The 25,378-nt window shown below is 62.0% G+C and carries 21 protein-coding genes; 4 read left to right on the forward strand and 17 right to left on the reverse strand.

Features of this window, described 5'->3' with window-relative positions; genetic code table 11:
- Positions 1–76: 76 nt before the first annotated feature.
- The 10 genes from U1E20_RS08015 to msrB all read right to left on the reverse strand — a co-directional run bounded on the left by U1E20_RS08015 (position 77) and on the right by msrB (position 12,812).
- Complete coding sequence (locus tag U1E20_RS08015; protein WP_409980066.1) at positions 77–1,048, reverse strand: HpcH/HpaI aldolase/citrate lyase family protein; 972 nt, start codon at positions 1,046–1,048, stop codon at positions 77–79.
- Positions 1,049–1,070: 22 nt separating this feature from the next.
- Entirely contained in the window at positions 1,071–3,824 is a 2,754-nt protein-coding gene (locus U1E20_RS08020) for a phosphoenolpyruvate carboxylase (protein WP_409980067.1), read from the reverse strand.
- Between the two features lie 96 nt (positions 3,825–3,920).
- Positions 3,921–4,808, reverse strand: a complete 888-nt coding sequence (gene sucD / locus U1E20_RS08025) for a succinate--CoA ligase subunit alpha (protein WP_409980068.1) — start codon at positions 4,806–4,808, stop codon at positions 3,921–3,923.
- A gap of 17 nt (positions 4,809–4,825) precedes the next feature.
- A complete protein-coding gene (locus U1E20_RS08030; protein WP_409980069.1) occupies positions 4,826–5,998 on the reverse strand; it encodes a malate--CoA ligase subunit beta in 1,173 nt (390 codons plus the stop codon).
- Positions 5,999–6,033: 35 nt separating this feature from the next.
- The gene (gene fchA / locus U1E20_RS08035) at positions 6,034–6,666 is read right to left on the reverse strand and encodes a methenyltetrahydrofolate cyclohydrolase (RefSeq protein WP_409980070.1); all 633 of its coding nucleotides are present in this window, start codon (positions 6,664–6,666) and stop codon (positions 6,034–6,036) included.
- 12 nt (positions 6,667–6,678) lie between these two features.
- Positions 6,679–7,539 (reverse strand): NAD(P)-dependent methylenetetrahydromethanopterin dehydrogenase, encoded by an 861-nt coding sequence (locus U1E20_RS08040; RefSeq protein WP_409980071.1) that lies wholly within the window; start codon positions 7,537–7,539, stop codon positions 6,679–6,681.
- 151 nt (positions 7,540–7,690) lie between these two features.
- Positions 7,691–8,632 carry a D-2-hydroxyacid dehydrogenase gene (locus tag U1E20_RS08045; RefSeq protein ID WP_409980072.1) on the reverse strand — a complete coding sequence of 314 codons (942 nt, stop codon included), beginning with the start codon at positions 8,630–8,632 and terminating at the stop codon, positions 7,691–7,693.
- Positions 8,633–8,728: 96 nt separating this feature from the next.
- Positions 8,729–9,922, reverse strand: coding sequence for an aminotransferase class V-fold PLP-dependent enzyme (locus U1E20_RS08050; protein WP_409980073.1), 1,194 nt, complete (start codon positions 9,920–9,922; stop codon positions 8,729–8,731).
- A gap of 63 nt (positions 9,923–9,985) precedes the next feature.
- Complete coding sequence (locus U1E20_RS08055; protein WP_409980074.1) at positions 9,986–11,719, reverse strand: formate--tetrahydrofolate ligase; 1,734 nt, start codon at positions 11,717–11,719, stop codon at positions 9,986–9,988.
- A gap of 691 nt (positions 11,720–12,410) precedes the next feature.
- Entirely contained in the window at positions 12,411–12,812 is a 402-nt protein-coding gene (gene msrB / locus U1E20_RS08060) for a peptide-methionine (R)-S-oxide reductase MsrB (protein WP_409980075.1), read from the reverse strand.
- A gap of 126 nt (positions 12,813–12,938) precedes the next feature.
- Here msrB and U1E20_RS08065 point away from each other — a divergent pair, with 126 nt between their 5' ends.
- Positions 12,939–14,507 carry a phytoene desaturase family protein gene (locus U1E20_RS08065; RefSeq protein WP_409980076.1) on the forward strand — a complete coding sequence of 523 codons (1,569 nt, stop codon included), beginning with the start codon at positions 12,939–12,941 and terminating at the stop codon, positions 14,505–14,507.
- Between the two features lie 27 nt (positions 14,508–14,534).
- On the opposite strand, the gene U1E20_RS08070 is transcribed toward U1E20_RS08065, so the two are convergent.
- Positions 14,535–14,786, reverse strand: a complete 252-nt coding sequence (locus U1E20_RS08070) for a hypothetical protein (protein WP_409980077.1) — start codon at positions 14,784–14,786, stop codon at positions 14,535–14,537.
- A 124-nt stretch (positions 14,787–14,910) separates the two neighbouring features.
- Positions 14,911–16,122, reverse strand: a complete 1,212-nt coding sequence (locus tag U1E20_RS08075) for a cation:proton antiporter (protein ID WP_409980078.1) — start codon at positions 16,120–16,122, stop codon at positions 14,911–14,913.
- A 135-nt stretch (positions 16,123–16,257) separates the two neighbouring features.
- Here U1E20_RS08075 and U1E20_RS08080 point away from each other — a divergent pair, with 135 nt between their 5' ends.
- Positions 16,258–17,841, forward strand: a complete 1,584-nt coding sequence (locus U1E20_RS08080; RefSeq protein WP_409980079.1) for an MFS transporter — start codon at positions 16,258–16,260, stop codon at positions 17,839–17,841.
- 122 nt (positions 17,842–17,963) lie between these two features.
- Here the strand turns inward: U1E20_RS08080 and U1E20_RS08085 are convergent, their stop codons facing one another.
- The 3 genes from U1E20_RS08085 to U1E20_RS08095 all read right to left on the reverse strand — a co-directional run bounded on the left by U1E20_RS08085 (position 17,964) and on the right by U1E20_RS08095 (position 20,080).
- Entirely contained in the window at positions 17,964–18,155 is a 192-nt protein-coding gene (locus tag U1E20_RS08085) for a hypothetical protein (protein WP_409980080.1), read from the reverse strand.
- A 145-nt stretch (positions 18,156–18,300) separates the two neighbouring features.
- A complete protein-coding gene (locus U1E20_RS08090; protein WP_409980081.1) occupies positions 18,301–19,059 on the reverse strand; it encodes a class I SAM-dependent methyltransferase in 759 nt (252 codons plus the stop codon).
- Positions 19,060–19,069: 10 nt separating this feature from the next.
- Positions 19,070–20,080 carry a YheT family hydrolase gene (locus U1E20_RS08095; RefSeq protein WP_409980082.1) on the reverse strand — a complete coding sequence of 337 codons (1,011 nt, stop codon included), beginning with the start codon at positions 20,078–20,080 and terminating at the stop codon, positions 19,070–19,072.
- A gap of 274 nt (positions 20,081–20,354) precedes the next feature.
- Between U1E20_RS08095 and U1E20_RS08100 the strand changes: the two genes are divergently transcribed.
- Complete coding sequence (locus U1E20_RS08100; protein WP_409980083.1) at positions 20,355–22,427, forward strand: DNA/RNA non-specific endonuclease; 2,073 nt, start codon at positions 20,355–20,357, stop codon at positions 22,425–22,427.
- A gap of 445 nt (positions 22,428–22,872) precedes the next feature.
- On the opposite strand, the gene U1E20_RS08105 is transcribed toward U1E20_RS08100, so the two are convergent.
- Both U1E20_RS08105 and U1E20_RS08110 read right to left on the reverse strand, forming a co-directional pair.
- Complete coding sequence (locus tag U1E20_RS08105; protein ID WP_409980084.1) at positions 22,873–23,658, reverse strand: HEPN domain-containing protein; 786 nt, start codon at positions 23,656–23,658, stop codon at positions 22,873–22,875.
- A complete protein-coding gene (locus U1E20_RS08110) occupies positions 23,655–24,191 on the reverse strand; it encodes a 4-fold beta flower protein (protein ID WP_409980085.1) in 537 nt (178 codons plus the stop codon). The genes U1E20_RS08105 and U1E20_RS08110 overlap by 4 nt, the downstream gene beginning before the upstream one ends.
- Positions 24,192–24,298: 107 nt before the next feature.
- Between U1E20_RS08110 and recA the strand changes: the two genes are divergently transcribed.
- A complete protein-coding gene (gene recA / locus U1E20_RS08115) occupies positions 24,299–25,363 on the forward strand; it encodes a recombinase RecA (protein ID WP_409980086.1) in 1,065 nt (354 codons plus the stop codon).
- The last annotated feature ends 15 nt before the right edge of the window (positions 25,364–25,378 follow it).

Raw genomic sequence — 25,378 nt, forward strand, 5'->3', positions numbered from 1 at the left:
GCCCTCATCCGACCCGGCTTCGCCGGGCCACCTTCTCCCACAAGTGGGAGAAGGATGCGCCCAACGTTTCGCCTTGTTACGCCGCCATGGCGTTGGCTTTTTCGATCAGCGCCTCGGCCATGCGGATCGAGGCGATGTCGATCAGGCGGCCGTCGAGCGAAACCGCGCCTTTGCCTTCCTTGGCGGCCTGGGCCATCGCGTCGAGAATGCGGCGCGCCTTGTTCACTTCCGCTTCCGACGGCGTGAACACCTGATTGGCAAGCTCGATCTGCGACGGATGGATCGCCCATTTGCCTTCATAGCCGAGCACCGCGGCGCGCTTGGCGGCGGCGATATAGCCGTCGGGATCGCCGAAGTCGCCGAAGGGGCCGTCGATCGGACGCAGGCCATAGGCGCGGCAGGCGACCATCATCCGCGTCTGCGCCGCGTGCCACTGATCGGCCCAGTAATATTCGCGATTGCCGCTCGCGTCCTTGTCGGTGAGTACGCCGTAATCCGGATTGACGCCGCCGATGACCGTGGTGCGGGCGCGGGTCGAGGCCGCATAGTCGGCGACGCCGAAGGACATCGCTTCGAGGCGCTTCGACGATTGCGCGATCGCTTCGACATTGGCCATGCCGAGCGCGGTCTCGATCAGGATTTCGATGCCGATCCGCTTGGTGCGCTTTTTAAACTGCTCGATCTGCGTGATCATCATGTCGATCGCATAGACGTCGGCCGGAACGCCGACCTTGGGGATCAGCACGATGTCGAGACGCGGGCAGTTCTCGAGAACGTCGACGACGTCGCGATAGCAATATTGCGTGTCGAGACCGTTGATGCGCAGCGTCATCACCTTCTTGCCCCAGTCGATGTCGTTGAGGCCCTGGATGATGTTCTTGCGCGCCTGTTCCTTGTCGTCGGGCGCGACCGCGTCTTCAAGATCCAAAAAGATCTGGTCGGCCTTCGACTGGGCGGCCTTTTCGAACATGCCCGGCGCGGAGCCCGGCACGGCAAGTTCCGAGCGATGGAGACGCGGCGTCGCCTGCTCGATCAAAGTGAAGCTCATATCTTTACCCCTTCCTGTTGAATTAGCCTGTGGCGCCGAGGCCGGCGGCGACGCAGCTGATCGACAGCAGCAGAGGCACTTTGACCGCCTCTTTCTCCGCTTCGTCCTTTGCCTCGCGGAACCGGCGAAGCAGCGCCACCTGCTCGCGATTGACCTCGTTGATGGTCTGCAGGCGATGCGACAGCCGCGCCTGATATTCCTTGAAACGATCCGCCAATTCGACGCCGCCGCCGACGCGCAGAACCATCTCGCGCGTCAGAGCGTATTCCTCTTCCATCGCCTTGAAGATTTTGGTTCGCACGGCCTCATCCGCGACAAGTCCGGCATATTGCTTGGCGATCGAAAGATCGACGAGCGCGAGAGTCTTCTCGACCTCGTCGATGATCAGCCGGAACATGCGCGAATCCTCGAACATGCGGCGCAACAGCTCCAGGCCGCGCTCGCCGCGCACGTCGACAAAATTCTTCAGCCCCGAGCCGACGCCGTACCAGCCGGTGATCGAATGGCGGTTCTGCGCCCAGGCGAAGACCCAGGGAATCGCGCGCAAATCCGCGAGGCTTTTCGCGCCAAAGCGCCGCGCCGGCCGCGAACCGATATTGAGAAGCGAAATCTCTTCGAGCGGACTCGCCGCCTGGAAATAGGCGACAAGATCGGGATCGCCGATAAATTTCGCATAGGTCGCGAAGGAGGCGCCGGAAATCTCCTCCAGAGCCTCGTCGAATTCCGCATGCGGCGCCAGCGCTTCCTCGCGTTCCGATTTCAGCGCGTGCTGGAAGACGGATGAGGCCAGAAGCTCCATCTGATAGGCCGCCGTTCCGCGATTGGCATATTTGAACGAGACGACTTCACCCTGTTCCGTAACGCGGAAGCGACCGCGGATCGAGCCTGCCGGCTGCGCCGCGATCGCATGGCCGGTCGGCGCGCCGCCGCGCGACACCGAGCCGCCGCGCCCATGGAAGAAGGCGATGGCGACGCCCTGTTCGCGTCCGACCTGAGAAAGCCGCGCCTGCGCCTTGAACAGCTCCCAGTTCGACGACAGAAAGCCGCCGTCCTTATTCGAGTCAGAATAGCCGATCATCACCTCTTGCAGATTGCCCTGCCAGCGCGTCGAGCGCCGCACGACCGGCACCTGCAAGAGATCGCGCATGATCGCCGGCGCGGCGCGCAGATCGCCGATCGTCTCGAAGAGCGGCACGATCGGCAGGGTCAGTATCTCGATTCCGGGTTCGTCGAGGAAAAGTCCGGCTTCCTTGGCGAGGAGATAAACGCCAAGCACGTCGACCGCCGAGCGCGTCATCGAGAGAATGAAGCCGCCGAATGCTTCGCGGTCGAGTTGCGTGCGCATCTCGGCGACGACCTCGAACATTTCGATGACGTCGCGCGCTTCGTCGGAAAGTTTTTCGCGCGGAACGGGCGCCGTGCGGGGCTTCGCGAGTTCGGCGAGCAGAAAATCGCGCCACTCGGGCGCTTCAAGATCGGGCGGGGTTTCGCCGCCGGTCTTGAGGCGCCACAATTCTTCGAGCGCCTGCGTAGTGCGCGTCGTGTTCTGTCGAATGTCGAGACGCACCGTGCTGAATCGGAAGATTTCCACCGCACGGCGCAGCGGCCGCACGAGATCGGTCGCCAGCGCGTCGCTCTTGGCTTCGATCAGCGCCTTTTCGAGCACGAGCAGGTCGGCGATGAGATCGTCGGCGCTCGCGTAGCGCGGACCCGTCGCCGGCTCGCCGGTCACGGCGCGCAGCGTCTGGTCGAGCCTGCGCAGAATCGTCGTGACGAACTGCCGATAGGGTTCGTTCTGATTGCGCGCCTCGATCGCGGCGCCGTCCGGCAAAGTTGCGAGGCGTTCAGCGAGTTCCTCGCGGAACGACACGGGAATATCGGCGGCGCGCTGACTGATCGACAGCATGCGCGCAAGGTCGACGACGCGCGTTCGATAATAATTCAAGCTCGCCGAAGCGTTTTCGCGCATCGTGCGGCGCGTCACGTCATTCGTGACGAATGGATTGCCGTCGCGATCGCCGCCGATCCAGGAGCCGAATTGGAAAAACGGCGAGACCTCGAAGGTCTCGTTGGGATAGTGGCGTCTCAGCGCGCGTTCGCAGGTCGACAAAAGCTCCGGCGCGAGATCGAAAATGCTCTCGTGAAAGAAGTGCTGGCCCCAAGCGACTTCCTGATCGACCGTGGGCTTTTCGAGATGCAATTCGCCGGTGAGCCACAACAGCTCGATCTGATCATAGATCGATTTCACCAGCGCTTCGCGCTCGCGGTCGGTCCAGCGGGTCGATTCGAGTTCGCGCAGCAGCAGATAGATACGGCGATATTTTTCAAGGATCGAGACGCGCTTCGCCTCGGTCGGATGGGCGGTGATGACGGGGCGGATGCGCAGCGTCTGCAATTGCGCGCGAATCTCATCGGGCGCGACGCCCGACGCCGCCGCGCTCGACAAAACATAGTCGAAGGTGCCGAGCAGCTTGTCGTGGCCTTTTTCGCGTTCGATCCGCCGGCGCCGGCGCATGGCGTAGGCCTGTTCGGCGATGGAGACGAGCTGAAACAGAATGCCCTGCGCCTGAAGCGCACGCGCCATCTGCCGCGGCTCGAGACCCGCGCCCGCCTTGGAGTCGCGCACCACCGCCTCGATCTCCGGCGTGTGACGGTGGATGACCGTGAGCAATTGCTCGCGAAGGAATGCCGACGCTTCGGTGACCGAACGAGTCGCATAAGCCGACGGCAGGCCGGTCGAAGACGTGCTCCTCAAAGTCTGTGTCTCGGCGGTCATCAAGACTCCTTAGGCGCTCGCGCGTCCAGGACGAACGGCTGTCGCGACATGAGTGCGGACGTCGACGCACGGCGGCGCCGGCGTCGGTCCTATCCTTCAGGCGCTCTGCAATACTTTGGCGACGGTCGATCCGAATTCGGCCGGGCTCGGCGCAACGGTCAGACCGTAGGATTTCATGATCTCGGTTTTCTCCGCGGCGCTGTCGCCGGTCGCCGAAATGATCGCGCCGGCGTGGCCCATGCGGCGCCCCTTCGGGGCGGTGAGGCCGGCGACGAAGCCGATCACCGGCTTGGAGAAATTCTCCTTGATCCAGGCGGAGGCCTCCGCCTCCTGCGGACCGCCGATCTCGCCGATGATCAGCACCGCCTTGGTCTCCGGGTCCTTGTCGAAGAGCACCAGATGATCGAGGAAGGACGAGCCGTTGATCGGATCGCCGCCGATGCCGACGGATGTCGAGATGCCGAGGCCGAGCGCCTTCAGCTGCGACGCCGCCTCATAGCCGAGCGTGCCGGAGCGCGAGATCAAGCCGACGTTGCCCTGCTTGTAGATGTGGCCCGGCATGATGCCGAGCATCGCCTTGCCGGGCGATATGATGCCAGCGCAGTTTGGCCCCACCATCATCGGCCGGCGATCCTTCGGGAAGCGCAGGAAGTAACGCTTCACCCGCATCATGTCCTGCGCCGGAATGCCGTCGGTGATCGAGCAGATCAGGCGGACGCCCGAGTCGGCCGCCTCCATGATCGCGTCGGCGCAAAACGCCGGCGCGACGAAGGTGATCGACGCCTGCGCGCCGGTTTCGCGCACCGCTTCGCGCACGGTGTCGAACACCGGCACCCCATGATGAGTCTTGCCGCCCTTTCCGGGCGTGACGCCGGCGACGACATTGCTGCCGTAGTCGATCATCTCTTTCGTGTGAAAGCTGCCCTTGTCGCCGGTGATGCCCTGAACCAGGATCGGCGTCTTTTCGTCAATGAGAATGCTCATGTGTCGTTCTCCGGCGCTTACTTGGCGCCCTTGTAGGCGGCGACGGCTTTTTCGGCGGCTTCGGCCAGCGTGTCGGCCTGAATGATTGGAATGCCGCTCTCGTCGATGATTTTCTTGCCTGCTTCGACATTGGTGCCGGCGAGGCGCACGACCAGCGGCACGCCCTCGATCTTCTCGGCGCGCACCGCATCGACGACGCCCTGGGCGACCCAGTCGCAACGATTGATGCCGGCGAAAATATTGACGAGCACGACTTTCACGCGCCGGTCGGACAGAACCAGGCGGAAGGCCGTCGCGACGCGCTCCGGCGACGCGCCGCCGCCGACATCGAGGAAGTTCGCCGGATTGCCGCCGGCGTGCTTGATCATGTCCATCGTCGCCATCGCGAGCCCGGCGCCATTGACGATGCAGCCGATTTCGCCGTCGAGGCCAATGTAGTTGAGCGCATGCTCGGACGCCTGCGCTTCGCGCGGATCGCTCTGCGAAGGATCGTTCATGTCGACAATGTTGCGACGGCGGAACAGCGCATTGTCGTCGAAGGACATTTTCGCGTCGAGCGCGAGCACCTTATCGTCCTTGGTGACGACGAGCGGGTTGATTTCCAGCATGGTCGCGTCATTGTCGCGGAAGGCGCGATAGGCGCCCATGATCGTCTTCACCGCGCGCGACACCTGCTTGAGATTGAGGCCGAGCTGAAAGGCGAGTTCGCGCGCCTGAAACTGCTGCAGGCCGACGGCGGGCTCGACGATCACCTGGAGCAATTCGTCGGGCGTGTTCTTGGCGATCTCCTCGATCTCCATGCCGCCATGTTTCGACGCGATGACGCGCACCCGCTCCAATTTGCGATCAAGCACATAGCCGAGATAAATCTCGCGCTCGAAAGGATCGGCGACTTCGACATAGACGCGCTGCACCGGCTTGCCCTCGGGACCGGTCTGCGCGGTGACGAGTCGCTTGCCGAGAAGATCGCGCGCCGCCTGCTGCACTTCGTGATAGGTGCGGCAGAGCTTGACGCCGCCGGCCTTGCCGCGCGCGCCGGCGTGAATCTGCGCCTTGACGACCCAGTGCGAGCCGCCAAGTTCAGTCGCGGCGTAAACCGCCTGATCCGGGCTGAAGGCGACCGTGCCCGGCGGAATATCGACGCCGTGGCTCGCCAGAATTTCCTTGGCCTGATACTCGTGGACGTCCATTTCAGTCCTCTCCTCGCAATTGCGGCGCGGCTTCCTCAGCCGCCGATCTTGGCTTTGACCGTGTCATAGACGCTTTCAGTCTCGGCGGCGGCCTTGGCGAGCAGCGCATTGACCTCGGCGAGTTGCTTCTCGGCGAAGTCGCGGTCCTTGATCGCCTTGGCGTTGATGAAGACATTGAGCGCGCAGCTGCGCAGGCCGGCATTGGCGGCGAGCACCGCGACTCCGGCGTCGCTGATGACGTTGAGATTGCCCTTGTCGGCGGCTTCCTTCGACAGCGCGATGACCTCGTAGCAGACCTTGCAGGTCTTCAACGGCGCCAGCGTCGCTTCCTTCAGCGCCGACTGAATCGCCGCCGAGCGGTTTGCTTTCTCTTCGTCCGTGCCGCGCGGCAGGCCGTAGGCGCCCATCAGCGTGTTGAAGGCGACGACGTCTTCATCGACGCCCGCGGTCAGTTCGGCGCGCAGCTTCTCGGCCTTGGCGAGGGTCTGCTGCAGATCGGCGGAGACCGCTTCGTAATTCTTCTTGCCGATGGTCAGATTGCACACCATCGACACCAGCGCCGCGCCCATCGCGCCAGACAACGCCGCCGCGCCGCCGCCGCCGGGAGTGGGCGCATCGCTCGCGAGTTCGTCGAGGAATTTTCCGATCGTATCGTTCTTGGCGCTCATATCTTTCCTCGCTCAGGCGAGCACTTTGGCTTGCGCGTAAATGTTTTCGCAGTCGAACACCTGGTCGGCGGCGTCAAACAGCTTGCCGACGCATTCGCGATGCAGTTTGAGCTTGAGCCCGCCGAGACCCAGCGCGCCGATGACGATCTTGCCGTGACGCTCCTTGGCCTTGTCGGTCGCTTCGACGCCGCCAATGCCGAGCGGCGGCTGCGCATTACAGTCGGCGATAAGTTCGATCGTCGGATCGTTCTGCCAATCCGTCTCGTCGAGCAGCGGCACGCCGATGGCGCCCGCCGCGAACACGATCTGCGCGCCTTTGCACGCCGCCGCGCGCGCCGCATTGTCGGCGGCCTCGATCACTACGGGCTTGAAGCCGAAGCGCTCCTCGATCGCCTTAGCCGCCGCTTCGGCGCGCGACTTCTCACGCGAGGTGATGGCGACTTCAGCGCCTTCGATATTCAGCATCGCCGCGGCGCGCATGCCGACCGGACCGGTTCCGGCGAGAACGACCGCCTTCTTGCCCTTCAGCGAACTCGCCTTCGCGAGCAGCGCGACGCCGGCCGCGGCGGTGGTGTTCGAACCGTTCGAATCGAGCATCGCCGAGACGCGGAAATTGGAGAAGAAGCGCTTCTTCACCGCCTTGAACACGGCCTCGCCCGCGGTCATGCTGCCGCCGCCGACGAAAATCGCCGTATATTGCTTCTCTTTCGGCCCGCGCGTGTAAATGCAGCCGTCGACCAGCGCGCCGACGTTCTCGGGCGTCACGGCGCCATAGCCGATGATGTGATCGGCGCCGCCGTCGTAGCCGACCACCGTGTCGAACACGCTCGGAACCGGGTCGGTGTCGAATAGGAAAAGCAGTTTCTTGGTCATCGGCTTTCCTCAGGCCGCGTCATGGCCGGGCTTGTCCCGGCCATCCACGCCGAGACGTTGCGCAACATTTTCAGTCGCTCCGCAGCAGCGCCGCGTGGATGCCCGCGACAAGCGCGGGCATGACGGCGGCGGGGAGCAAGGCACGTCATCCTCACCCCGTCACGACATTGCGCGGGCTGCCGGCGACATAGGCGTCGATATTGTCGACGAGCTGGTCGGCCAGCACCTGCATCGCCTCTTTCGAGGCCCAGGCGACATGCGGCGTGATGATGAGGTTGGGAATCGTCGGATCGAGAAGAATATTGCCGTTCTTTGGCGGCTCGACGGTCAGAACATCCATGCCGGCGCCGGCAATGACGCCATTGCGCAACGCGTCGGCGAGCGCCTGCTCGTCAATGATCCCGCCTCGCGCGGTGTTGATGATGCAGGCGGTCTTTTTCATCGACGCGAATTCCTTCGCGCCGATCATGTTCTTCGTCTCCGGCGTGAGCGGCAGGTTGAGCGTCACGACATCCGCCTCGCGCAGAATGGTCGGGATGTCGACCTTGTTCGGCACGTCCATCACATCGTTGATCAGCACCTTCATGCCGAGCGCGACCGCGCGCTTTTCGATTTCCTTGCCGAGCGCGCCATAGCCGACGATGCCCAGCGTCGAGCCGGCGATGTCATAGATCGGATAGTCGAAATAGCAGAACTGATTGGCGTAGCCCCAGCGGCCCTGGCGAACGGAATTATAGTAGTTCACCAGGTTCCGGCGCAGCGCGAACAGCAGCGCGAACACATGTTCGGGCAGCGTGTTGAAGGCGTAATTGCGGATATTGGAGACGACGATTCCATTGGCGGTCGTATAGGCCTTGTCGATCACATCCGTGCCGGTCGCGGCGACGGCGATGAGCTTGAGATCCGGAAGCTGCTTTAGCGTCGCCTCGCGCAGCGGCACCTTATTGGTGATGCAGATCGTCGCGCCTTTCAGTCGTTCGACGATCTGGTCGGGCGCCGTCTGAGCGTGTTCGACGTAGTCGTGAGGAAAATTCGGCTTGCGCACATTGGCGTCGAGCGTTTCCCGGTCGAGAAAGACGATTTTGTGCGACATGTCCCAGTTTCCCCCTCACGTCATTCGTTCTTGTCGGCAGTCGGCAATTGGGCTTCGGCAGTCGAAATTCTCCGACTGCCGACGCCTATTGCCGACTTACATCTTGAGCAGCGGATTGGCGCGATAGACGGCCTGCGCCGCCGCGGCGCCGGAACCCGGCGTCACCGGAATGCCGACGTCCTGCATCGCCATCTCGGCGCCGCCGATGGCGCCGAGCAGCATGAGCTCGTTAAGATCGCCGAGATGGCCGATGCGGAACACCTTGCCGGCGACTTCCGACAGGCCGGCGCCGAGCGCGAGGTTGTAGCGCTTGTAGGCGATCTCGATCACCTTGGCGGCGTCATAGCCTTCCGGCACGACGATCGCCGTCACGGTGTCGGAGTTCCACTTGGGCTCCTTGGCGCAGCATTTGAGACCCCAGGCGGCGACCGCCGCGCGAACGCCCTCGGCGAGATGATGATGGCGCTTGTAGACCTGATCGAGGCCTTCCTCGAACAGGATCGACAGCGATTCCTTGAGGCCATAGAGCAGCGGCACCGAAGGCGTGTAGGGGAAATAACCCGCCTTGTTGGCGTTGATCATGTCCTGGAATTCGAAATAGGCGCGGCGACCTTTGTTGGTCTTGCCCATTTCGATCGCCTTCGGGCTCGCCGCCATCAGCAGCAGGCCGGCCGGCAGCATGAAGCCCTTCTGCGAGCCCGACACGATCACGTCGACGCCCCATTCGTCCATTTTGAACTCGAGCGACGCGACCGAGGACACGCCGTCGACGAAGAGCATCGCCGGATGCTTGGCGTTGTCCATCGCCTTGCGCACCGCGGCGATGTCTGAGGTAACGCCCGTCGCCGTCTCGTTATGCGTGGCGAGAACCGCCTTGATCTCGTGATTCTTGTCGGCCTTCAGCGTCTCTTCGATCAGCTCGGGATCATTGCCCGTGCCCCATTCGCGCTCCTGCACGATGACGTCGAGGCCCTGGCGCTTGCAGAGGTCGATCCACAGATGCGAAAACTGGCCGAACCGCTGCGCCAGAACCTTGTCGCCGGGCGACAGCGTGTTGGTGATCGCGGCTTCCCAGCCGCCGGTGCCGGACGCCGGGAAGATGAAGGCATGGCCCTTCTCGGTGCCGAAGACCTTCTTGAGGCCGGGAAACAGCGGCTTGACGAGGTCCGGGAAGGTCGGCGAGCGGTGGTCTTCCGACGCGACCGCCATCGCCCGCACGATGCGGTCGGGAAGATTGGTCGGACCCGGCACAAAAAGAAAATTCTTGCCGGGAATTCTGGAATTCAACATTTCTTATGCTCCTTTCGAGCCGCAGGATTGGGTTGGCGCGACGCCGACGGCGCCGGGAATGGGTTAGAATAGGCCGGCGATGCGGCCGGACTCGTCGACATAGATGTTGTTGGCGGCGGGAACCTTCGGCAATCCCGGCATCGTCATGATGTCGCCGCACACCGCCACGATGAACTCGGCGCCCGCCGAGAGACGCAATTCGCGAATCGGAATCGTGAAGCCTGAAGGCGCGCCCTTGGCGTTCTGATCCGTCGAGAAGCTGTATTGCGTCTTGGCGATACAGACTGGGAATTTGCCGAAGCCTTCCTTCTCCAATTCGGCGAACCGCGCCTTGATGCTCGAATCATAGGAGATGTCGGCGGCGCCGTAGAGTTCCTTGGCGATCGTGCGCACCTTGTCGGCGAGCGGCATGTCATCGGGGTAGAGCGGCTTGAAGTTCGAGGGCTGCGTCTCGATCGTCTTGACGACCGCCGTCGCGAGGTCGGCCGCGCCGGCGCCGCCGGAGCCCCAATTATCGGCGACGACGCATTCGACGCCTTCCGCCTTGCAGAGCCTGTCGAGCGCCGCCATTTCGTCCGCGGTGTCGGACGAGAATTTGTTGATCGAGACGAGCACCGGCACGCCGAATTTGCGGACATTGCCGATATGGCGCTTCAAATTCTCGAAGCCCTTCTCGACCGCCGCGACATTTTCGGCCTTCAGATCGTCCTTGGCGACGCCGCCATGCATTTTGAGCGCGCGGATCGTCGCCACGATCACCGTGATATCGGGCTTCAAGCCCGCCTTGCGGCACTTGATGTCGTAGAATTTCTCCGCGCCGAGATCGGCGCCGAAGCCCGCTTCGGTCACGACGTAATCGGCAAGCTTCAAGCCGGCCTTCGTCGCGATCACCGAATTGCAGCCATGCGCGATATTGGCGAAGGGGCCGCCGTGGATGATCGCCGGATTGTTCTCTAGAGTCTGCACGAGATTGGGCGCGATCGCGTCCTTGAGCAGCGCCGCCATCGATCCCGCCGCCTTGAGTTCCGAAGCGCGCACGCTTTTCTTCTCGCGCGTCTGGCCGACGATAATGTCGCCGAGCCGCCGCTGCAGATCGGCGAAATCCGACGCGAGGCAGAAAATCGCCATCACTTCCGAGGCGACGGTGATGTCGAATCCGTCCTCGCGGGCGAAGCCGTTCGAGACGCCGCCGAGAGAGGAAACGACCGAGCGCAAGGCGCGGTCATTCATGTCGACGACGCGCCGCCAGGAGACGCGGCGCGAATCGATCTTGGGCTCGCCGCCCCAATAGATGTGATTGTCGATCAGCGCCGCGAGCAGATTATTGGCCGCGCCGATCGCGTGGAAGTCGCCGGTGAAATGGAGGTTGATGTCCTCCATCGGCACCACCTGCGCATAGCCGCCGCCGGCCGCGCCGCCCTTCACGCCGAAACAGGGGCCGAGCGAGGGCTCGCGCAGACAGCACAGCGCCTTCTTGCCGATGTAATTGAGGCCGTCGGTGAGGCCGACGGTGGTCGTCGTCTTGCCTTCGCCGGCGGGCGTCGGCGTAATCGCGGTGACGAGGATCAGCTTGCCGTCGGTCTGGCCCGCGAGCGAGGAGATATAGTCGAGGGAGATTTTGCCCTTGTAGTGGCCGTAAGGCTGCACATGTTCGGCCGGGATGCCGAGCTTGTCGCGGGCGACGTCGATGATCGGCCGCATCTTCGCGGCCTGCGAAATCTCGATGTCGGACTTCGGCGCAAGATGCTGATTGTCTTTTCCGCTCGCGCCCGGCGCGGCGGCTGGCCTTTCTGACATGCAGTCCACTCCCTCTCGGGGCCCGCGTCGCTCAGGGCCCAGAATTCGTTCTTTATTCGGTCATCGAGAAACGAGCGTCGGCGCCGCCGATCCCGCTCCCGGTAGACCGGGCTGAAATCCTGCAGATCTCAGGCTGCAGCCTTTCTTGCGACCGTAGTTTTCTCCAATCCGCGCATCAAGGCCCGTAATTCGCCGCAACAAGCCGACGCGCGCATTGAGTCCGCAAACCGAAACATTCATTGGCGGATATTCCGTATGACGGGAATCAAAATTGCTCGTCAAGCCGGCAAACCCGCTAGCGGCGCGTCGTCGTCATTGGCGCCGCAATGCGGTCGCCCCTCGCTTGACGGCGCGCGCGAGTCGGATCGCTTATTCGACAAGCCGGCCGGGCGCCTATACGATAACCACCCATTCAGATAGGAAAGGCAGGGCTGATTGCGTGTCGCTGAATCCGCGCATTTGTTACAGAAATCATGACGGTTCCCACACATCCGAAAGGCTGATGCGACGGGTCTGGAGAGGCGAGCGACGCGCGCTTCGGCGCGGCTCCGCCCCATCCTCGCCTATCCGAATGGCCTGTGGGCGAGCGGGCGGCGCGTCGCTGAGACGCGCCTGAGAAAAAATTTTGTCGCAGTCAGCGTCGCATCCTTGACTCTATCGGCCGATCGCGACGGCCAATAGTCGCTCGACCCTATTCAGGCTGAAAGTCGAGCGCGACGCCGTTGATGCAATAACGCAGTCCGGTCGGCGGCGGCCCGTCATTGAACACATGCCCGAGATGCGAGCCGCAGCGGCTGCAATGCACTTCCGTGCGGACCATGCCGTAGCCGCGATCGACGGTGGAGCCGAGCGCGCCGGGAAGCGGATCGAAGAAGCTCGGCCAGCCGGTGCCGCTCTCGAACTTTTCGCCGGAGCGAAACAGCGGCTGTCCGCAGCCGGCGCAGTTAAATGCGCCGGGCCGCTTCTCGTGATTGAGCGCGCAGCTGCCGGGACGCTCGGTGCCATGGCCGCGCATGACCTGATATTGCTCGGGCGTGAGCAGCGCACGCCATTCGGCGTCGGTATGGGTTACGGGAAAGCTCTCATCGGCCATTTGCCAGGGCCCCTTTTTCCAAAGATTCTTGGGTTCGAGTTCCTATCCTATGTCAACCGCCGCCTTTCGCCAGAGGCTTTGGAAGGGATAGAGTGGCCGACACTCAGCGAAAGCGATGATTCGAGAATGAGCGACAAGCAATACGACGCCGTGGTGATCGGCTCGGGACTGGGCGGATTGACGGCGGGGGCGCTGCTTGCCCATGCCGGCTACAGCGTCTGCCTGCTCGAGCGCAATTTTAGCCTGGGCGGCGCCGCCTCGGTCTATAAGGTCGGGCCGCTGACCGTCGAAGCGTCGCTCCACCAGACCTCGGACGCGCGCAATCCCCGCGACGTGAAGCATGACATCCTGCGCCGGCTGGGAATTCTCGACGAGATCGAATTTCTGCCGACCGGCGCGCTCTATACGGTGCGCGGCGGCCCGGTCGGCGAGCCTTTCGAACTGCCTTTCGGCTTTGGGCCGGCCTATGAGGCGCTCGCCGCCCGATTCCCGGATAAGCGCGCGCCCATCCAACGCTTTCTCGGCGAGGTCGAGCAAATCCACGACGCGCTTTGGACATTGAAACAAGCGCGCGAGGAAAGCTCCTTCGCCAAATTCGCCCGCGGACTATGGGAGGTCGCGCCGGCGGCCGCCGGCTGGCAGAACTCCCTGCACGAGATTATGGAGCGCGATTTCGCCGGCTGCGAGGCGCTTAAATGCGCGCTCGGGGCCAATCTCGCCTATTACGGCGACGATCCGCGCCGGCTTTGGTGGATTTTCTACGCGCTCGCCCAGGGCGGCTACATCGCCTCCGGCGGCGCCTATATCAAAGGCGGCTCGCGACAATTGAGCCTGAAGCTCGCCAAGGCGATCACCAAGACGGGGAGCGTGGTGCGCCTGGGCCGGCTGGTCAACGCCATCGAGACGGACTCGGACGGCGCCGTCGTCGCGGTTCGCCACGTCGCGCGGCGCGACGGCGAGGGGGAAGAGCGCATCGCGGCGCGCGTCGTCATGGCCAATTGCGCGCCTTCGGAAGCGGCGGCGATGATGGACGCCCCCGCGCGCGTAAAAATGGAAGAGGCCTTCGGCGCGCGCAGGCTTTCGACGTCGCTGTTCGCGGCGAATTTCGGCTTGAGCGCCAAACCCTCGACCATCGGACTGACGGATTTCACCACCGTCGTCATGCCGCCCGACATGCAGCGCTTCGATCAATATGGCGACGGGGCGGGCGCGATGGCGGAAGATCCCAAGGGCGCCATGCCGCTCCATACCATCGCCAATTTCACCGCGGTCGATTCGGGACTTTGGGACGAACCGCCGATCCTCGTCAGCGTGCTCGGCCTCGATCGCCTCGACAATTGGCGCGATCTGCCGCGCGAAGAAGCGGTCGCGCGACGCGAACGCTGGCTCGACGCGTTCCAGGCCTCGCTCGACCGCGACTATCCGGGATTTTCCAGCCTGGTGACGACGCGGATGCTGCTCAACGCCTATTCGATGGCGGGCTATCTCAACACGCCCGAAGGCGCGGTTTACGGCTTCGCGGCGCTGCCTGCCGAAGCGCCGATCCTGATGGGATTTCCGCGCACGCCGCGCACGCCGCTCGCTGGGCTCTATCTCGCATCCGCCTTCGGCGGCGAACATGGCTTCAATGGCGCGATGTTATCCGGCGCCGAGGCCGCGCGGCTCGCCGAGACTCGGCTCGCCGTCGCGACCTGATGCGAAATTGAGCTTGCCCAGCGTCGGTTAGCGCTTGCGCCGTTTGCCGGCCGCGGGCGCCGGCGAGGCAAGACCGAGTTCGGCGCGGCACGCGGCGCTGATCGAAGCGGCGTTGCCTCTCAGGCATCGTTCGATGGCGATGGCGTCGGGTATATAGGCGTCGCAAACGCGATGCGCATCGCTTTCGCAAGCCGCGCGTTGCTCAGCCGTCCCTTGAGCGAAAGTCGGCACGACCGCAAAAAACGCCAGCAGAGCCGATAGCCTCACGAAGATGCGCATTCACCTTATCCTTCCTTCTTTGGCGCCTCGAAGTCATGCGGAGAGCAACGCGCGGCTGGGCGGGCGCGCCTTCGAGCGACAACGGGCGTTGATTGCATCGCGCCAGCCGGGAATCAAGTCGCATTTATCCCTCGAGCGCTGGCTCGGTTTCCTGGTCTGCCGAATTCGCTAGCTTCTGCGCCAGATTTTGCGGGAGCCAATGGCGCGGCAAATAAAGACTGTTCGCGATCATTGTCGGCACGATCGCCGTCGCGATGATCGCCGCGACCAGCGTCGAATATTGGCTTTCGTCGATGATGTTGTTCGACAGGCCGAACAGCGCCGAAATCGTGCCGAATGTGAGACCGGACGCCATCAGCAGCGTGGTATACATGGCGTCCTTGTGCGGCGAGCCGAATTGGCGGGCGACCGGATAGACGCTGACGACCTTGGTCGCCATCTCGACGACGAGAAAGGCGGCGACGCCGAGCGGCGCGGCGAGAACGGCCGGGATGGAAACAAAATATCCAGCCCGGATGAAATAGAAAGGCGTCAGCAATCCGATGGTGACCGCCCGGAATCTGCGGATAAGCGCGTGGTCGCGGCCGACCGAGCCTGCGAGCGCCATGCCGATGAGATAGGCGGGCAAAACGCCCTCGCTTCCCGCCCAAGTCGCGAGCGCGCCAAGCGCCATCAGCGCAAAGAACAGGAATTTTGTCTCGAATTCGGAAGGGCGTCCGCCGAACTTTGCAAAGATCGCCGGCGTCGCCCGCGGCAATCCAATAAACGCCGCGCCGACCGCGACGACGAATAGGGCGGTCTTCCAAGTGAAAGGGGCGAACACCAGACCGAGCGTCACGACCGTGCCGAGGTCGGTGATGAAACAGGCGGCGAGAATCGTCTTGCCGAAATCGGTGCGGTTGAATCCATATTCCATCATCACCGTATAGACGACGGCGACCGAGGTGGCGGCGAGCGCGATGCCGGCGAGCAGCGCCGGCGAACTGGCCCAGCCGAGCAGATAATGGGCGACCGCCCAGCAGCCGATGGCGGGCGCAAGGAAACTCGCGACGCCGATCGCCGCCGCCTCTTTCCACTTCAACTTGAAAACGTCGGGATCGAGTTCCGCGCCGGCGAGAAAGGTCAGCGCGATGGCGCCCAGTCCGGCAAGCGTCTTGACCCAGGGCTCCTGGGCGCTGAAAATTTCAGCGCCGACCGTCGCGGCGAAAAGCGCTCTTGCGCTCATGCCGACGATGATTTCCGTCAGCGCCGTCGAGATGCGAAATCTCGCGGCGATCATCGCGGAGATGAGCGCCAAGCCGAATATGAGCGCCGCCTGAAACCAGATCCCCGTCATGCGCCATCCCCGCCGCCAAACGGCTTTTATTGCCGATCCGGAGGGCCATTGACAAGCTTGCGACGAATTTCACCATCCGCCCTTCGGGTGACAGCCGCCTCGTTTTGAGCAATGAGTCGCAAGCGCAAGGCGATCATGAACGAACCGACTCGAATGAAAGGCTGGCGCTTCCTGCTGCTCAATGGCGCGGCGGGCGCGGCCAATGTCGTCATGCTCTCGAATGTGCCCGGCTATACGGTGCTCGCGCCCTATGCCGCCGGTAGCCTCCAGGGCGTGACGCCGAGCTACGGCACCTGGGCGACGACCGACCATATGATCGGCGTCGCGCTCGGCCTTCCCTTGTCGCGCTGGTTCTCGGCGCGATTTGGCGACTATCGCGTCCTGATCGGCGCGCTCGTCATCTACGCCGTCTTCTCGCTGATGTGCGCGGCGAGCGAGACGATCTACTTCTTCGCGTTCATGCGCTTTCTTCTGGGTCTTGCCGGCGGCGTCGCGCTGCCGCTCGCTCAATCGGTGACCCTCGCGCAATATAAGGATGACCAGCGCACGCTCGGCGTCGGCTTTTGGGGCGTGATGAGCATGGCGCCCTTCACCATCGGCGTCTTCATGGGCGGCTTCTGGGCGGAATATTTCGATTGGCGGTGGCTGTTTTATTCCAACGTCATTGTCGCTTTGCCTGTGGCGGCCGTGTTTGCCGCGCTGTTCCATGGGCGCGGCTTCGAGCGCCGCATCGCGCGCTTCGATACGATCGGCTTTTTTCTGCTTGCGACAGTCTTTGTCGGCGTGCAGATGATTCTCAACATGGGCAATGATTTCGACTGGTTCGCCTCACCCTTGCTCGCATGGCTGCTCTTAGTCGTTCTGCTCGCGCTTCCGATGTTCATTTTCTGGGAGTTCGGCGAACGCCGGCCCGCCCTCGACCTCAGATTGTTTTTGCATCGCAACTTCGCGATCGCGACATTCTGTTCGCTGATCGGCTTTCTCGTCATTCAGGGACTGCTGTCGCTGTTCGTCGTGCAACTGCAGCTTCTGCTCGGCTATACGTCTTCGCTCGCCGGCATGGTCTATCTCGCCATGATCTTTCTGGCGATGGCCGTCGCCGCCGTGGTGCACGAACTCACCAGGAACGTCGACGCGCGACTGATCGCCTTCTTTAATTTCGCCGGCCTCGCGGTGACCTTCGTTTGGCTCGGCCAATACGACAGGAGCGCTTCTTTCGATAACATCACGACGCCGATGTTCTTTTTCGGCCTCTCGCTCGCGCTGTTCTTTGCGCCGCTCGCGACGCTCGCGATGACCGGCCTTGCCGGCGAGCGTCTGATCCGCGCGGCGGAGGAGCTTGCGATGCTGCGCACGGTGTTCGGCGCTTTCGGCATCACGCTGCTCGGCGTCGTCTTCTTCCGCCGCACGCCGTTCCATCAGCTCGATCTCGCCGATCAATTCGGCGGACGGCGCTTCGCCTCGCTCGACCTGCTGACGAATTTTCTGGACCGCATGCAGACGATGGGCCTGTCGCCCGGCGCTGCGCAGAGCCGCGCGGCGCTGCTTATCCGCCAGCAGGCGGCGATCCTCGCGCTCAACGACGCCTTCCTGCTTGGCGCGATGACATTCATCTGCCTCGCCGTAATCGTCTGGTTCGCCCATCCAAGCTATGCGTCGAAAAAGAGCCGACAGGCGCTCGAACGGCTTTCCGCGGAGGAGTTGATGGAGCAACCCTAGTCCGGGCCTCTGCCCATGGCCGCTGACAGCGAGATAATGGCTGACGACGCGCGCTTCGAGACGCCCGGCGTGCGTCGGGAACGCAATTCCTACCGGGATAAACTGTCTTTCACCCTCGGCGTCTATTCCACCGCTTCGGCTTTGACGAAGTTCCAGGACGCGGTATCGACAATTCTATTCTCGCAAGCGTCATTGCTGAGCTTGGCGCAGGTGCCTTCGACCGCCGTGACGGTCCAAAGGTCGCTCTCCTCGTCCCAGGCGCCTTCGTAATTCACCAGCGTCGTGACTTTGTAAATTCTGCCGGCCTCAAGCATGTTGCAATCCTTTGCTGAACGACCCCCTTAAAGGAGACACATGGCATCGGCTCAACGCGACGATTTCCTCATCGTCGTCAGGAAATAGGCAAATTTAGGGAAAGTTCGGGGCGAGAAGCAGAACAGCGCGCGTCAATTCTCAAGGCTACGGCGTATTGACGCCGCAGCGCAGGTAAAGCGGGACGGACAGCGGTAAAGCCGGCGGCTGCGCGCGCCACGCGTCCTCGAGTTCCTGATCGATCAGCGCCAGTGGATCGCTGTCAAAGCGCAGCCTATATTTCTCGACCGCCGACCAAGTCCTGAGAAAGCTTAAGAGATCGCTTTTCGAATGGGCGACCAGCGTATGAAACAACGGCGCTTCGATCTCCCTGAAAGGAAACGGCAGCGTCTCATAGCGATTGAAATAGAGCGACGCGTTCTCGCCCCAGAAGGGGCCGAGAATATCCTCCTTGAGCCTGAGCAGGACCCTGTCGATCTCGGCGATCTGCGTCCATGGCCAGTCATAGGTCCATGCCGCGATGACGCCGTCGGGACGCAATGCGCGCCGCGCGCCTTCGTAAAATCTCGGCAGGTCGAACCAGTGGATCGAACAGGCGCAGGCGATGAGATCGACCTCCTCGCGAAGGCCGAGACCGGCTTCCGCCCGCGCCAAGCGGTAATCGATGTTGGGCGCCGTCGGCGCGCGCGCGAGCTGGCGTGAATCTTCATCGGTCGCCAGCACGCGCGCGAAATGGCGCGCGAGGCCGACCGCCGCCTGCCCGCTGCCCGCGCCGCAATCCCAGGCGAGGCGGCGCTCCTTCGCGACGCCCGCGAGCCAGGCGAACAGCGCGTCGGGGTAATGCGGGCGAAAAGCCCGATAGTCGTCGGCCTTGTCGCCGAACAGCATCGTCTGGCGCGCCTCCATCGATTTCGCCCTACGCCGACAGGATTCGCGGCCCGAGGCCTTGCCGCGCCAGCCATTGCGCGCTTATGCGATCATGCCATGGCGTGAGGCTCTCCGCGTCATGAAAGCCCATATGGCCGCCGCCTTTCGTCAACACTGTTTCGATCGCCGGCAGATTCGCCCAGTCGATCGCCTGATAACAGTCCGCCGGAATCCACGGATCGTCGAGCGCGTGCAGGATCAATGTCGGCAGCCTGACGCCGGCGAGGAAATTCTTGGCGGCGTTGGCTTCGTAATATTCCGGCGCGTCGCGATAGCCGAAATGCGGCGCGACGAAGAGATCGTCGAATTCATAGACGCTGCGCGCGCCAGCGATCGCCGCGCGCTCAGCCGTGGCAAGCGCCGCGCCCGGCGCCAGCGCCTCGCGCTTCATCTGATCGAGCATATAGCGATGATAGGCGAAATTGCGCGGCGCCATCATCCGGGCGCAGGTCGCGGCGAGATCGATCGGCGTCGACACCGCGATTGCGGCGCGCACGGGCAGGCCATGGCCGCCCTCGCCGATAAATTTCAGCACGAGATTGCCGCCGAGCGAATTGCCAATGAGCACGATGCCGTGGCGCGCGAGTTCCGCCGGTAGGCCGCGCAGCGCCTCGGCAAGGTCCTCGGTCTTGCCGGCATGATAACGCCCGCCCGAGGTCGGCCGCGAGGGCGCCGCGCCACGCAGATTGAGGCGCAGCACCGGCCACCCCTCGCCGACGAGATAGCGCGCGGTGGCGATTCCGTGCAGGCTCGATTCTGAGCCGGCGAGCCCATGCGCCAGAACGATCAGCGGCGCGCCCGTATCTGAAGCCGGCCGATCGAGCCGCGCCGCGAGCCTGTCGCCGTCCGGCATGGCGAGCAGCAACCGCTCGCCTCCGGGAAGCTCCGCCGGTCCGCCGATGATGATGTTGCGCAACGTCTGCAGATCGCCGCCAAACCACGGCGCGCGCTCGCGGAAGGGCGGAAGCGGCGGCGCGGAGACTGGCGTTTCATGCGGCATGATGTTTTATTGCGTTTTGCGGCTTTCTTCTCAATTCATGTATCGCCAGCACGATCGTCACAATAGTTACATCTTTGCTTCGCGTAGTTCATAAACGACATTTCGATAGGAGCTCGTCCATGCGACCCTGACGTTAATCGGCTGATTTAGCTTAACACTCACCGCCTGTTTTCTACCGTCGAAATTTTTGGGAGTCACGGAAATGATTATTAAGCCTTCTGTCATGGCGTCCTCCGAGCAACGCTTCAAGAAAGCGGATTTTTCGCCAGTTGAAATGGATAAAAAACTTGGCGACGGCCGCCCGCTCGATATGTCGGCCGTCAAGGTCCAAGTTCGCCGACGCCAGCTTCTGGCGCAATACGACGGCGACCCGATTAGGGCCCAAATTGGCCTTGAGCGGATCATCAACGGCAATGATCTCGATAGCGTCAATTATCTGCTCAAGGGCGTGCGCGCCTCGCGTGCCGTTTGCCGCATACAGTTGAATGACGCCAACTCAAATCTCGTCGGCTATGCATCTGGCTTTTTGATTGGACCTGGCGTCCTGATCACCAATCATCACGTCTTCGGCGCCGCTCAAGACGCAGCCAACTCGATCGCCGATTTTGATTACGAACTCGATATCGACGGCCAGGAGCGAGCGAGCGTGCATTTCGGCTTCGAGCCCGCAAAGCTCTTTTACACAAATGACAAGCTGGACTATTCCGTCGTCGCCGTTGCGCCGGCGTCGCGCAACGGAGGACGCAATCTATCTGATTGGGGCTGGCTGCCGCTGAACGGCGATCCCGGCAAAGGCGACCCGGGCGAATATCTCACCATCATCCAACACCCCGGCGGTCAGACCAAGCAGATTTGCGTCCGCGAGAATAAGCTCCTTAAATATTTCGGCGACTTCGTCTGGTATATGACGGACACGACCAGCGGATCGTCAGGATCGCCCGCCTTCAATCGGTTTTGGCAGGTCATCGCGCTTCATCACAGCGGCGTCCCGAAAAAGAACGCCAAGGGAGAAATCCTTTGCATCGACGGCACGGTCTGGAACCAGACGAAGGACGAATCGCTGATCGACTGGATCGCGAATGAAGGCGCGCGGGTCAGTTCAATCGTTGCTGACCTTAACGCCTCAATGGGCTCACATCCTCTCGTCAAGGCGGCGCTGGAAAGCGGAGAACGCGCCCAAGCGCCGATCGAAAGCTCTGTCATGGCGCCAATCGCCGCGAAGCACGAATGCGCCGAAATGTGGATAGAGGACGACGGCGACAAAGCCTCCCTTGTCGTGCCCCTTCGTATCCCGATCGAGCTACGCAGACTGGCGGCAACCAGTCCGAAGGCCAGTGTTCGCCCCGTCGAGACGGGCAAGACCGATGTGATCCCTGCCCCAGCGCTGGACGCATTGTCCGTGGAGGCGGTGACAATCGATCAAACCACCTTGGGCTCGCGGCCTGGATATCAGCCGAATTTTCTGGGTTCGGGCAAATTGAGCGTGCCGCTTCCTAAAATCCCCGCTTCTCTGAAATCGCAGGTCGCCACCCTCAAGGGAAAAGCCGCGCAGTCGGAGCTGAAATATTTCAATTACAGCGTCGTTATGAACAAGGTGCGAAAGCTCGCATTTTTCAGCGTCGTCAACATCGACGCCAGCCAGCAGCTAGATGTCGGCAGGCGCATGGGCGATGCTTGGTTTGTCGATCCGCGGATCGAAACCGAATTTCAGATCGACAATGACTTTTATGGCCGGCAATCGACATTCGAGGCCGACCGGACCGCCAATCCGTTCGATCGAGGCCATCTTGTTCGGCGGCTCGACGCGACATGGGGAAGCAGCGTCGACGAAGCGAAAGAGCATGGCAACGACTCTTTCCATTTCACCAATTGCTCGCCGCAATTCTATTCGTTCAATCAGGGAAGGAGATTATGGGCCGGTCTCGAGGATTACACGCGCGACACATTGCTCCGCAATCGTGAGAAGGGCATCGTCATGAATGGGCCGATATTCGACGGGCCCGACGCCGAGGGAGACCAATTGCCCGATCCCAACGCTCCCGCGCATACCGATCCCAAATTTGGCGGCATTCCCATACCAAAGTATTTTTGGAAAATTCTCATCACCAAGGAGGAAGGCGAGCTCAAAATCCTTGCGTTCATTGTCAGCCAGCGAAATTTAATTTTGAACATTGATCGCATCGAAGAAAGATTGACCGCCGAGGACGTAAAAGTGTTTCAGGTGTCGGTGGCCGACATTGCGAAATTGACGCAGCTCGACTTCGGACCTTTGATGGACGCGGACAAAGAGGAAGCCGCGACGGTCGGCGCCCGTCGCATCGAGTCCTTCAGCGACATTCGAATTTAAGTACCGCCGCGCGCCAGCGGATGGGCGATCGTCGCCGGACCGAGGACGGTCCAGCGGCGATCCATTCTGTGAAAGCTCTGCACGCGCGCTGAAACTCGAGCCGCAAGACGGCGCGCCGAGCGCGCGCTTAAGCGGCGCGCCGGCAACTGTGCCCGGCTGATCGAACCGCGCCGCGAGCCTGTCGCCGTCCGGCAGGGCGAGCAGCAGCCGCTCGCCACCCAAAAGCTCCGGCGGCCCGCAGCAGATGATATTGCGCAACGTCTGCAAATCGCCCCCAAACCACGGCGCCCGCTCGCGGAAGGGAGGAATCGTTGGCTCTGATGCGGCTGATTCAGCAGGCATCTCACCCGTTCAGAACAAATAAGCTTTCGCTGGTTAAGTTAGGCCGTGGCACGGAGTTGACAGGTTGCTGTGCACAAGAGTCGTAGAAATAAACATCGGCGGATTATACCTGCCCCTGCTCAGGATCGCCTCTTGTCGTTTGCATTTTGCCTGCTGCTTTCTCGATGAAGCTGCGCGACACTTCCGCGATGTTCTCGCTCCAACGCACCATTGTCGCGTAGTCTCGATCCCTGCGACCTTCGCCATTCTGGAGGTCAACATCCATCTCATGTGCGATTTGGTTACGGGCGTCGAACGCTTCTTTGGTTATTTTGTCGTTTACCATTACCTCGTCTCTGGTGAGCGCAAAATGGGTCGCAACCTTCAGAAGCTGATCTCGTGATTGCAAGCTATCAGATACCAGGGTGTTGGTCAGGGTGGAGATCAGTAACGAGCGAGGATCGAAGCTGACCAAGAGTTCCGCAAGGAAACTTACGTCCGGTGAGTTTTGGCCGGTCGTTCCCCTGTCACGATCGTCTATCGTTGACGTCTTCTTTAGTCGTCGTTCGGCAAATTTCTTGAATTCCCTCTGCGCGCCCTCATCATGCCTAAGCACTATCTCTAGTGTGTCTTGAATCAGCTGCTTTACCACAGCGTCCAGACCAGAGCACGCAAATAGGAGCATCGCGCGAAGTAGGTCCTGCTTATCGTGTGTTGCGGATCCCGTGGTGCTCTTTTGGCTATCAACGTACAGTTGATGGAAGTTTGCAACTGCGGCCATTGTCTGATTGTGGATCAGGATCGCGTGCTTCAACTTAGTGGGTTTGCTAGCTTCCTCGATTTTGTTGATCGCGAGCTTTTCCTTAAAGTCGGATCGCTCAGACGTATCTCCCTTTTTGACGGAGTTCATTTAGACACCTTTTCGATATCAACGTCCGTCATGCCGTAGGGAAGCGGCGTATATCCAGCATACCCAGGGTAGCCGGGATAACCTGGATATCCGGGATAGCCGGGGTAGCCGGGGTAGCCCCGATAGGGACTGTAAAATTTCCTAAATAACCTGTTTCGACCATGGATATGGCCAAGGTAAGCCCCGGACTTATCGACTACCTCTGACTGATCCCACGGAAGCCAGCCGATCCACGTTCCATCCGTCGTGAATAGATATTTGCCCTTCCGAAACGCGATCCACTCGCCTGACGAATTGAAGAGATGCTGAACGGTCATCTCGAAACGCCGCCTATGGTGATAGCCTCGGGGATTCAGTCGACGAGGCAGAGCAAATAGCAAGGCATAATTGATTAACAACACTGCCTCGCTTTCAAATGGCGTGCACTTGTCCCGCGCCTGACCGCGCCTTCGCGCGAAGCGTGGCTTAGAAGAACAATATTGAATACCTCGAACAAAAAAAGAACTTGGCAAAAAAGAACAAATCGTGCACATTGAGGGTCAGGGTCAAGCGCGGCCATTCTCCCCTCGCCCCTTACGCGCTGGCGCCCTCGCAGCAATTGCCTGCGCCCAGTCAACCGTGCCAGAAGGGATTTTCAGCCGTGAGCCAAGCCAACCTCCGCCTCGTGGAAGGGACGTCCGTGGACAAGACCAAGGCGCTCGACGCCGCTTTGTCGCAGATCGAGCGCGCCTTCGGCAAAGGCTCGATCATGCGGCTCGGCAAGAACCAGAAGGCCGTCGAGATCGAGACGATTTCGACCGGCTCGCTCGGGCTCGACATCGCGCTCGGCGTCGGCGGCCTGCCGCGCGGCCGGGTGGTCGAAATCTACGGGCCTGAATCGTCGGGCAAGACCACCCTCACCCTTCATGTCATCGCCGAGGCGCAGAAGGCGGGCGGCGTCTGCGCCTTCGTCGACGCCGAACATGCGCTCGATCCGGTCTACGCCCGCAAGCTCGGCGTCAATCTCGACGATCTGTTGATTTCGCAGCCCGACACCGGCGAACAGGCGCTGGAGATCACCGATACGCTGGTGCGCTCCGGCGCGGTCGACGTGCTGGTCGTCGATTCGGTCGCGGCGCTGACGCCCCGCGCCGAAATCGAGGGCGAGATGGGCGACGTGCAGCCCGGCCTGCAGGCGCGGCTGATGAGCCAGGCGCTGCGCAAGCTCACCGCTTCGATCGCCCGCTCCAACACGCTGGTCATCTTCATCAATCAGATCCGCATGAAAATCGGCGTGATGTATGGCTCGCCCGAAACCACCACCGGCGGCAATGCGCTGAAATTCTACGCCTCGGTGCGGCTCGACATCCGCCGCATCGGCGCGATCAAGGAGCGCGACGAGACGATCGGCAACCAGACCCGGGTCAAGGTGGTCAAGAACAAGGTCGCGCCGCCGTTCAAACAGGTCGAATTCGACATCATGTATGGCGAGGGCGTCTCCAAGATGGGCGAATTGATCGATCTTGGCGTCAAGGCCGGGGTCGTCGAGAAATCGGGCGCCTGGTTCTCCTATGACAGCCAGAGGCTCGGCCAGGGCCGAGAGAACGCCAAGACTTATCTGAAGCAGCATCCCGAGGCCGCCCAGCGCATCGAACAGTCGATCCGCGAAAACGCCGGGCTGATCGCCGAGCGCATTCTCGAAGCGGCGCAGGACGACGAGGAATAGGCCTCGTCGCTCTGG

The organism is Methylocystis sp., assembly GCF_046349115.1.
In the GTDB taxonomy this organism is placed as follows: Bacteria; Pseudomonadota; Alphaproteobacteria; order Rhizobiales; family Beijerinckiaceae; genus Methylocystis.

Excerpts from the sequence above, each read along its gene's own strand:
- U1E20_RS08015 (WP_409980066.1), bottom strand. The coding sequence starts at position 1,048 with ATGAGCTTCACTTTGATCGAGCAGGCGACGCCGCGTCTCCATCGCTCG.
- U1E20_RS08020 (WP_409980067.1), bottom strand. The coding sequence starts at position 3,824 with ATGACCGCCGAGACACAGACTTTGAGGAGCACGTCTTCGACCGGCCTG.
- sucD (WP_409980068.1), bottom strand. The coding sequence starts at position 4,808 with ATGAGCATTCTCATTGACGAAAAGACGCCGATCCTGGTTCAGGGCATC.
- U1E20_RS08030 (WP_409980069.1), bottom strand. The coding sequence starts at position 5,998 with ATGGACGTCCACGAGTATCAGGCCAAGGAAATTCTGGCGAGCCACGGC.
- fchA (WP_409980070.1), bottom strand. The coding sequence starts at position 6,666 with ATGAGCGCCAAGAACGATACGATCGGAAAATTCCTCGACGAACTCGCG.
- U1E20_RS08040 (WP_409980071.1), bottom strand. The coding sequence starts at position 7,539 with ATGACCAAGAAACTGCTTTTCCTATTCGACACCGACCCGGTTCCGAGC.
- U1E20_RS08045 (WP_409980072.1), bottom strand. The coding sequence starts at position 8,632 with ATGTCGCACAAAATCGTCTTTCTCGACCGGGAAACGCTCGACGCCAAT.
- U1E20_RS08050 (WP_409980073.1), bottom strand. The coding sequence starts at position 9,922 with ATGTTGAATTCCAGAATTCCCGGCAAGAATTTTCTTTTTGTGCCGGGT.
- U1E20_RS08055 (WP_409980074.1), bottom strand. The coding sequence starts at position 11,719 with ATGTCAGAAAGGCCAGCCGCCGCGCCGGGCGCGAGCGGAAAAGACAAT.
- msrB (WP_409980075.1), bottom strand. The coding sequence starts at position 12,812 with ATGGCCGATGAGAGCTTTCCCGTAACCCATACCGACGCCGAATGGCGT.
- U1E20_RS08065 (WP_409980076.1), top strand. The coding sequence starts at position 12,939 with ATGAGCGACAAGCAATACGACGCCGTGGTGATCGGCTCGGGACTGGGC.
- U1E20_RS08070 (WP_409980077.1), bottom strand. The coding sequence starts at position 14,786 with ATGCGCATCTTCGTGAGGCTATCGGCTCTGCTGGCGTTTTTTGCGGTC.
- U1E20_RS08075 (WP_409980078.1), bottom strand. The coding sequence starts at position 16,122 with ATGACGGGGATCTGGTTTCAGGCGGCGCTCATATTCGGCTTGGCGCTC.
- U1E20_RS08080 (WP_409980079.1), top strand. The coding sequence starts at position 16,258 with ATGAACGAACCGACTCGAATGAAAGGCTGGCGCTTCCTGCTGCTCAAT.
- U1E20_RS08085 (WP_409980080.1), bottom strand. The coding sequence starts at position 18,155 with ATGCTTGAGGCCGGCAGAATTTACAAAGTCACGACGCTGGTGAATTAC.
- U1E20_RS08090 (WP_409980081.1), bottom strand. The coding sequence starts at position 19,059 with ATGGAGGCGCGCCAGACGATGCTGTTCGGCGACAAGGCCGACGACTAT.
- U1E20_RS08095 (WP_409980082.1), bottom strand. The coding sequence starts at position 20,080 with ATGCCGCATGAAACGCCAGTCTCCGCGCCGCCGCTTCCGCCCTTCCGC.
- U1E20_RS08100 (WP_409980083.1), top strand. The coding sequence starts at position 20,355 with ATGGATAAAAAACTTGGCGACGGCCGCCCGCTCGATATGTCGGCCGTC.
- U1E20_RS08105 (WP_409980084.1), bottom strand. The coding sequence starts at position 23,658 with ATGAACTCCGTCAAAAAGGGAGATACGTCTGAGCGATCCGACTTTAAG.
- U1E20_RS08110 (WP_409980085.1), bottom strand. The coding sequence starts at position 24,191 with ATGTGCACGATTTGTTCTTTTTTGCCAAGTTCTTTTTTTGTTCGAGGT.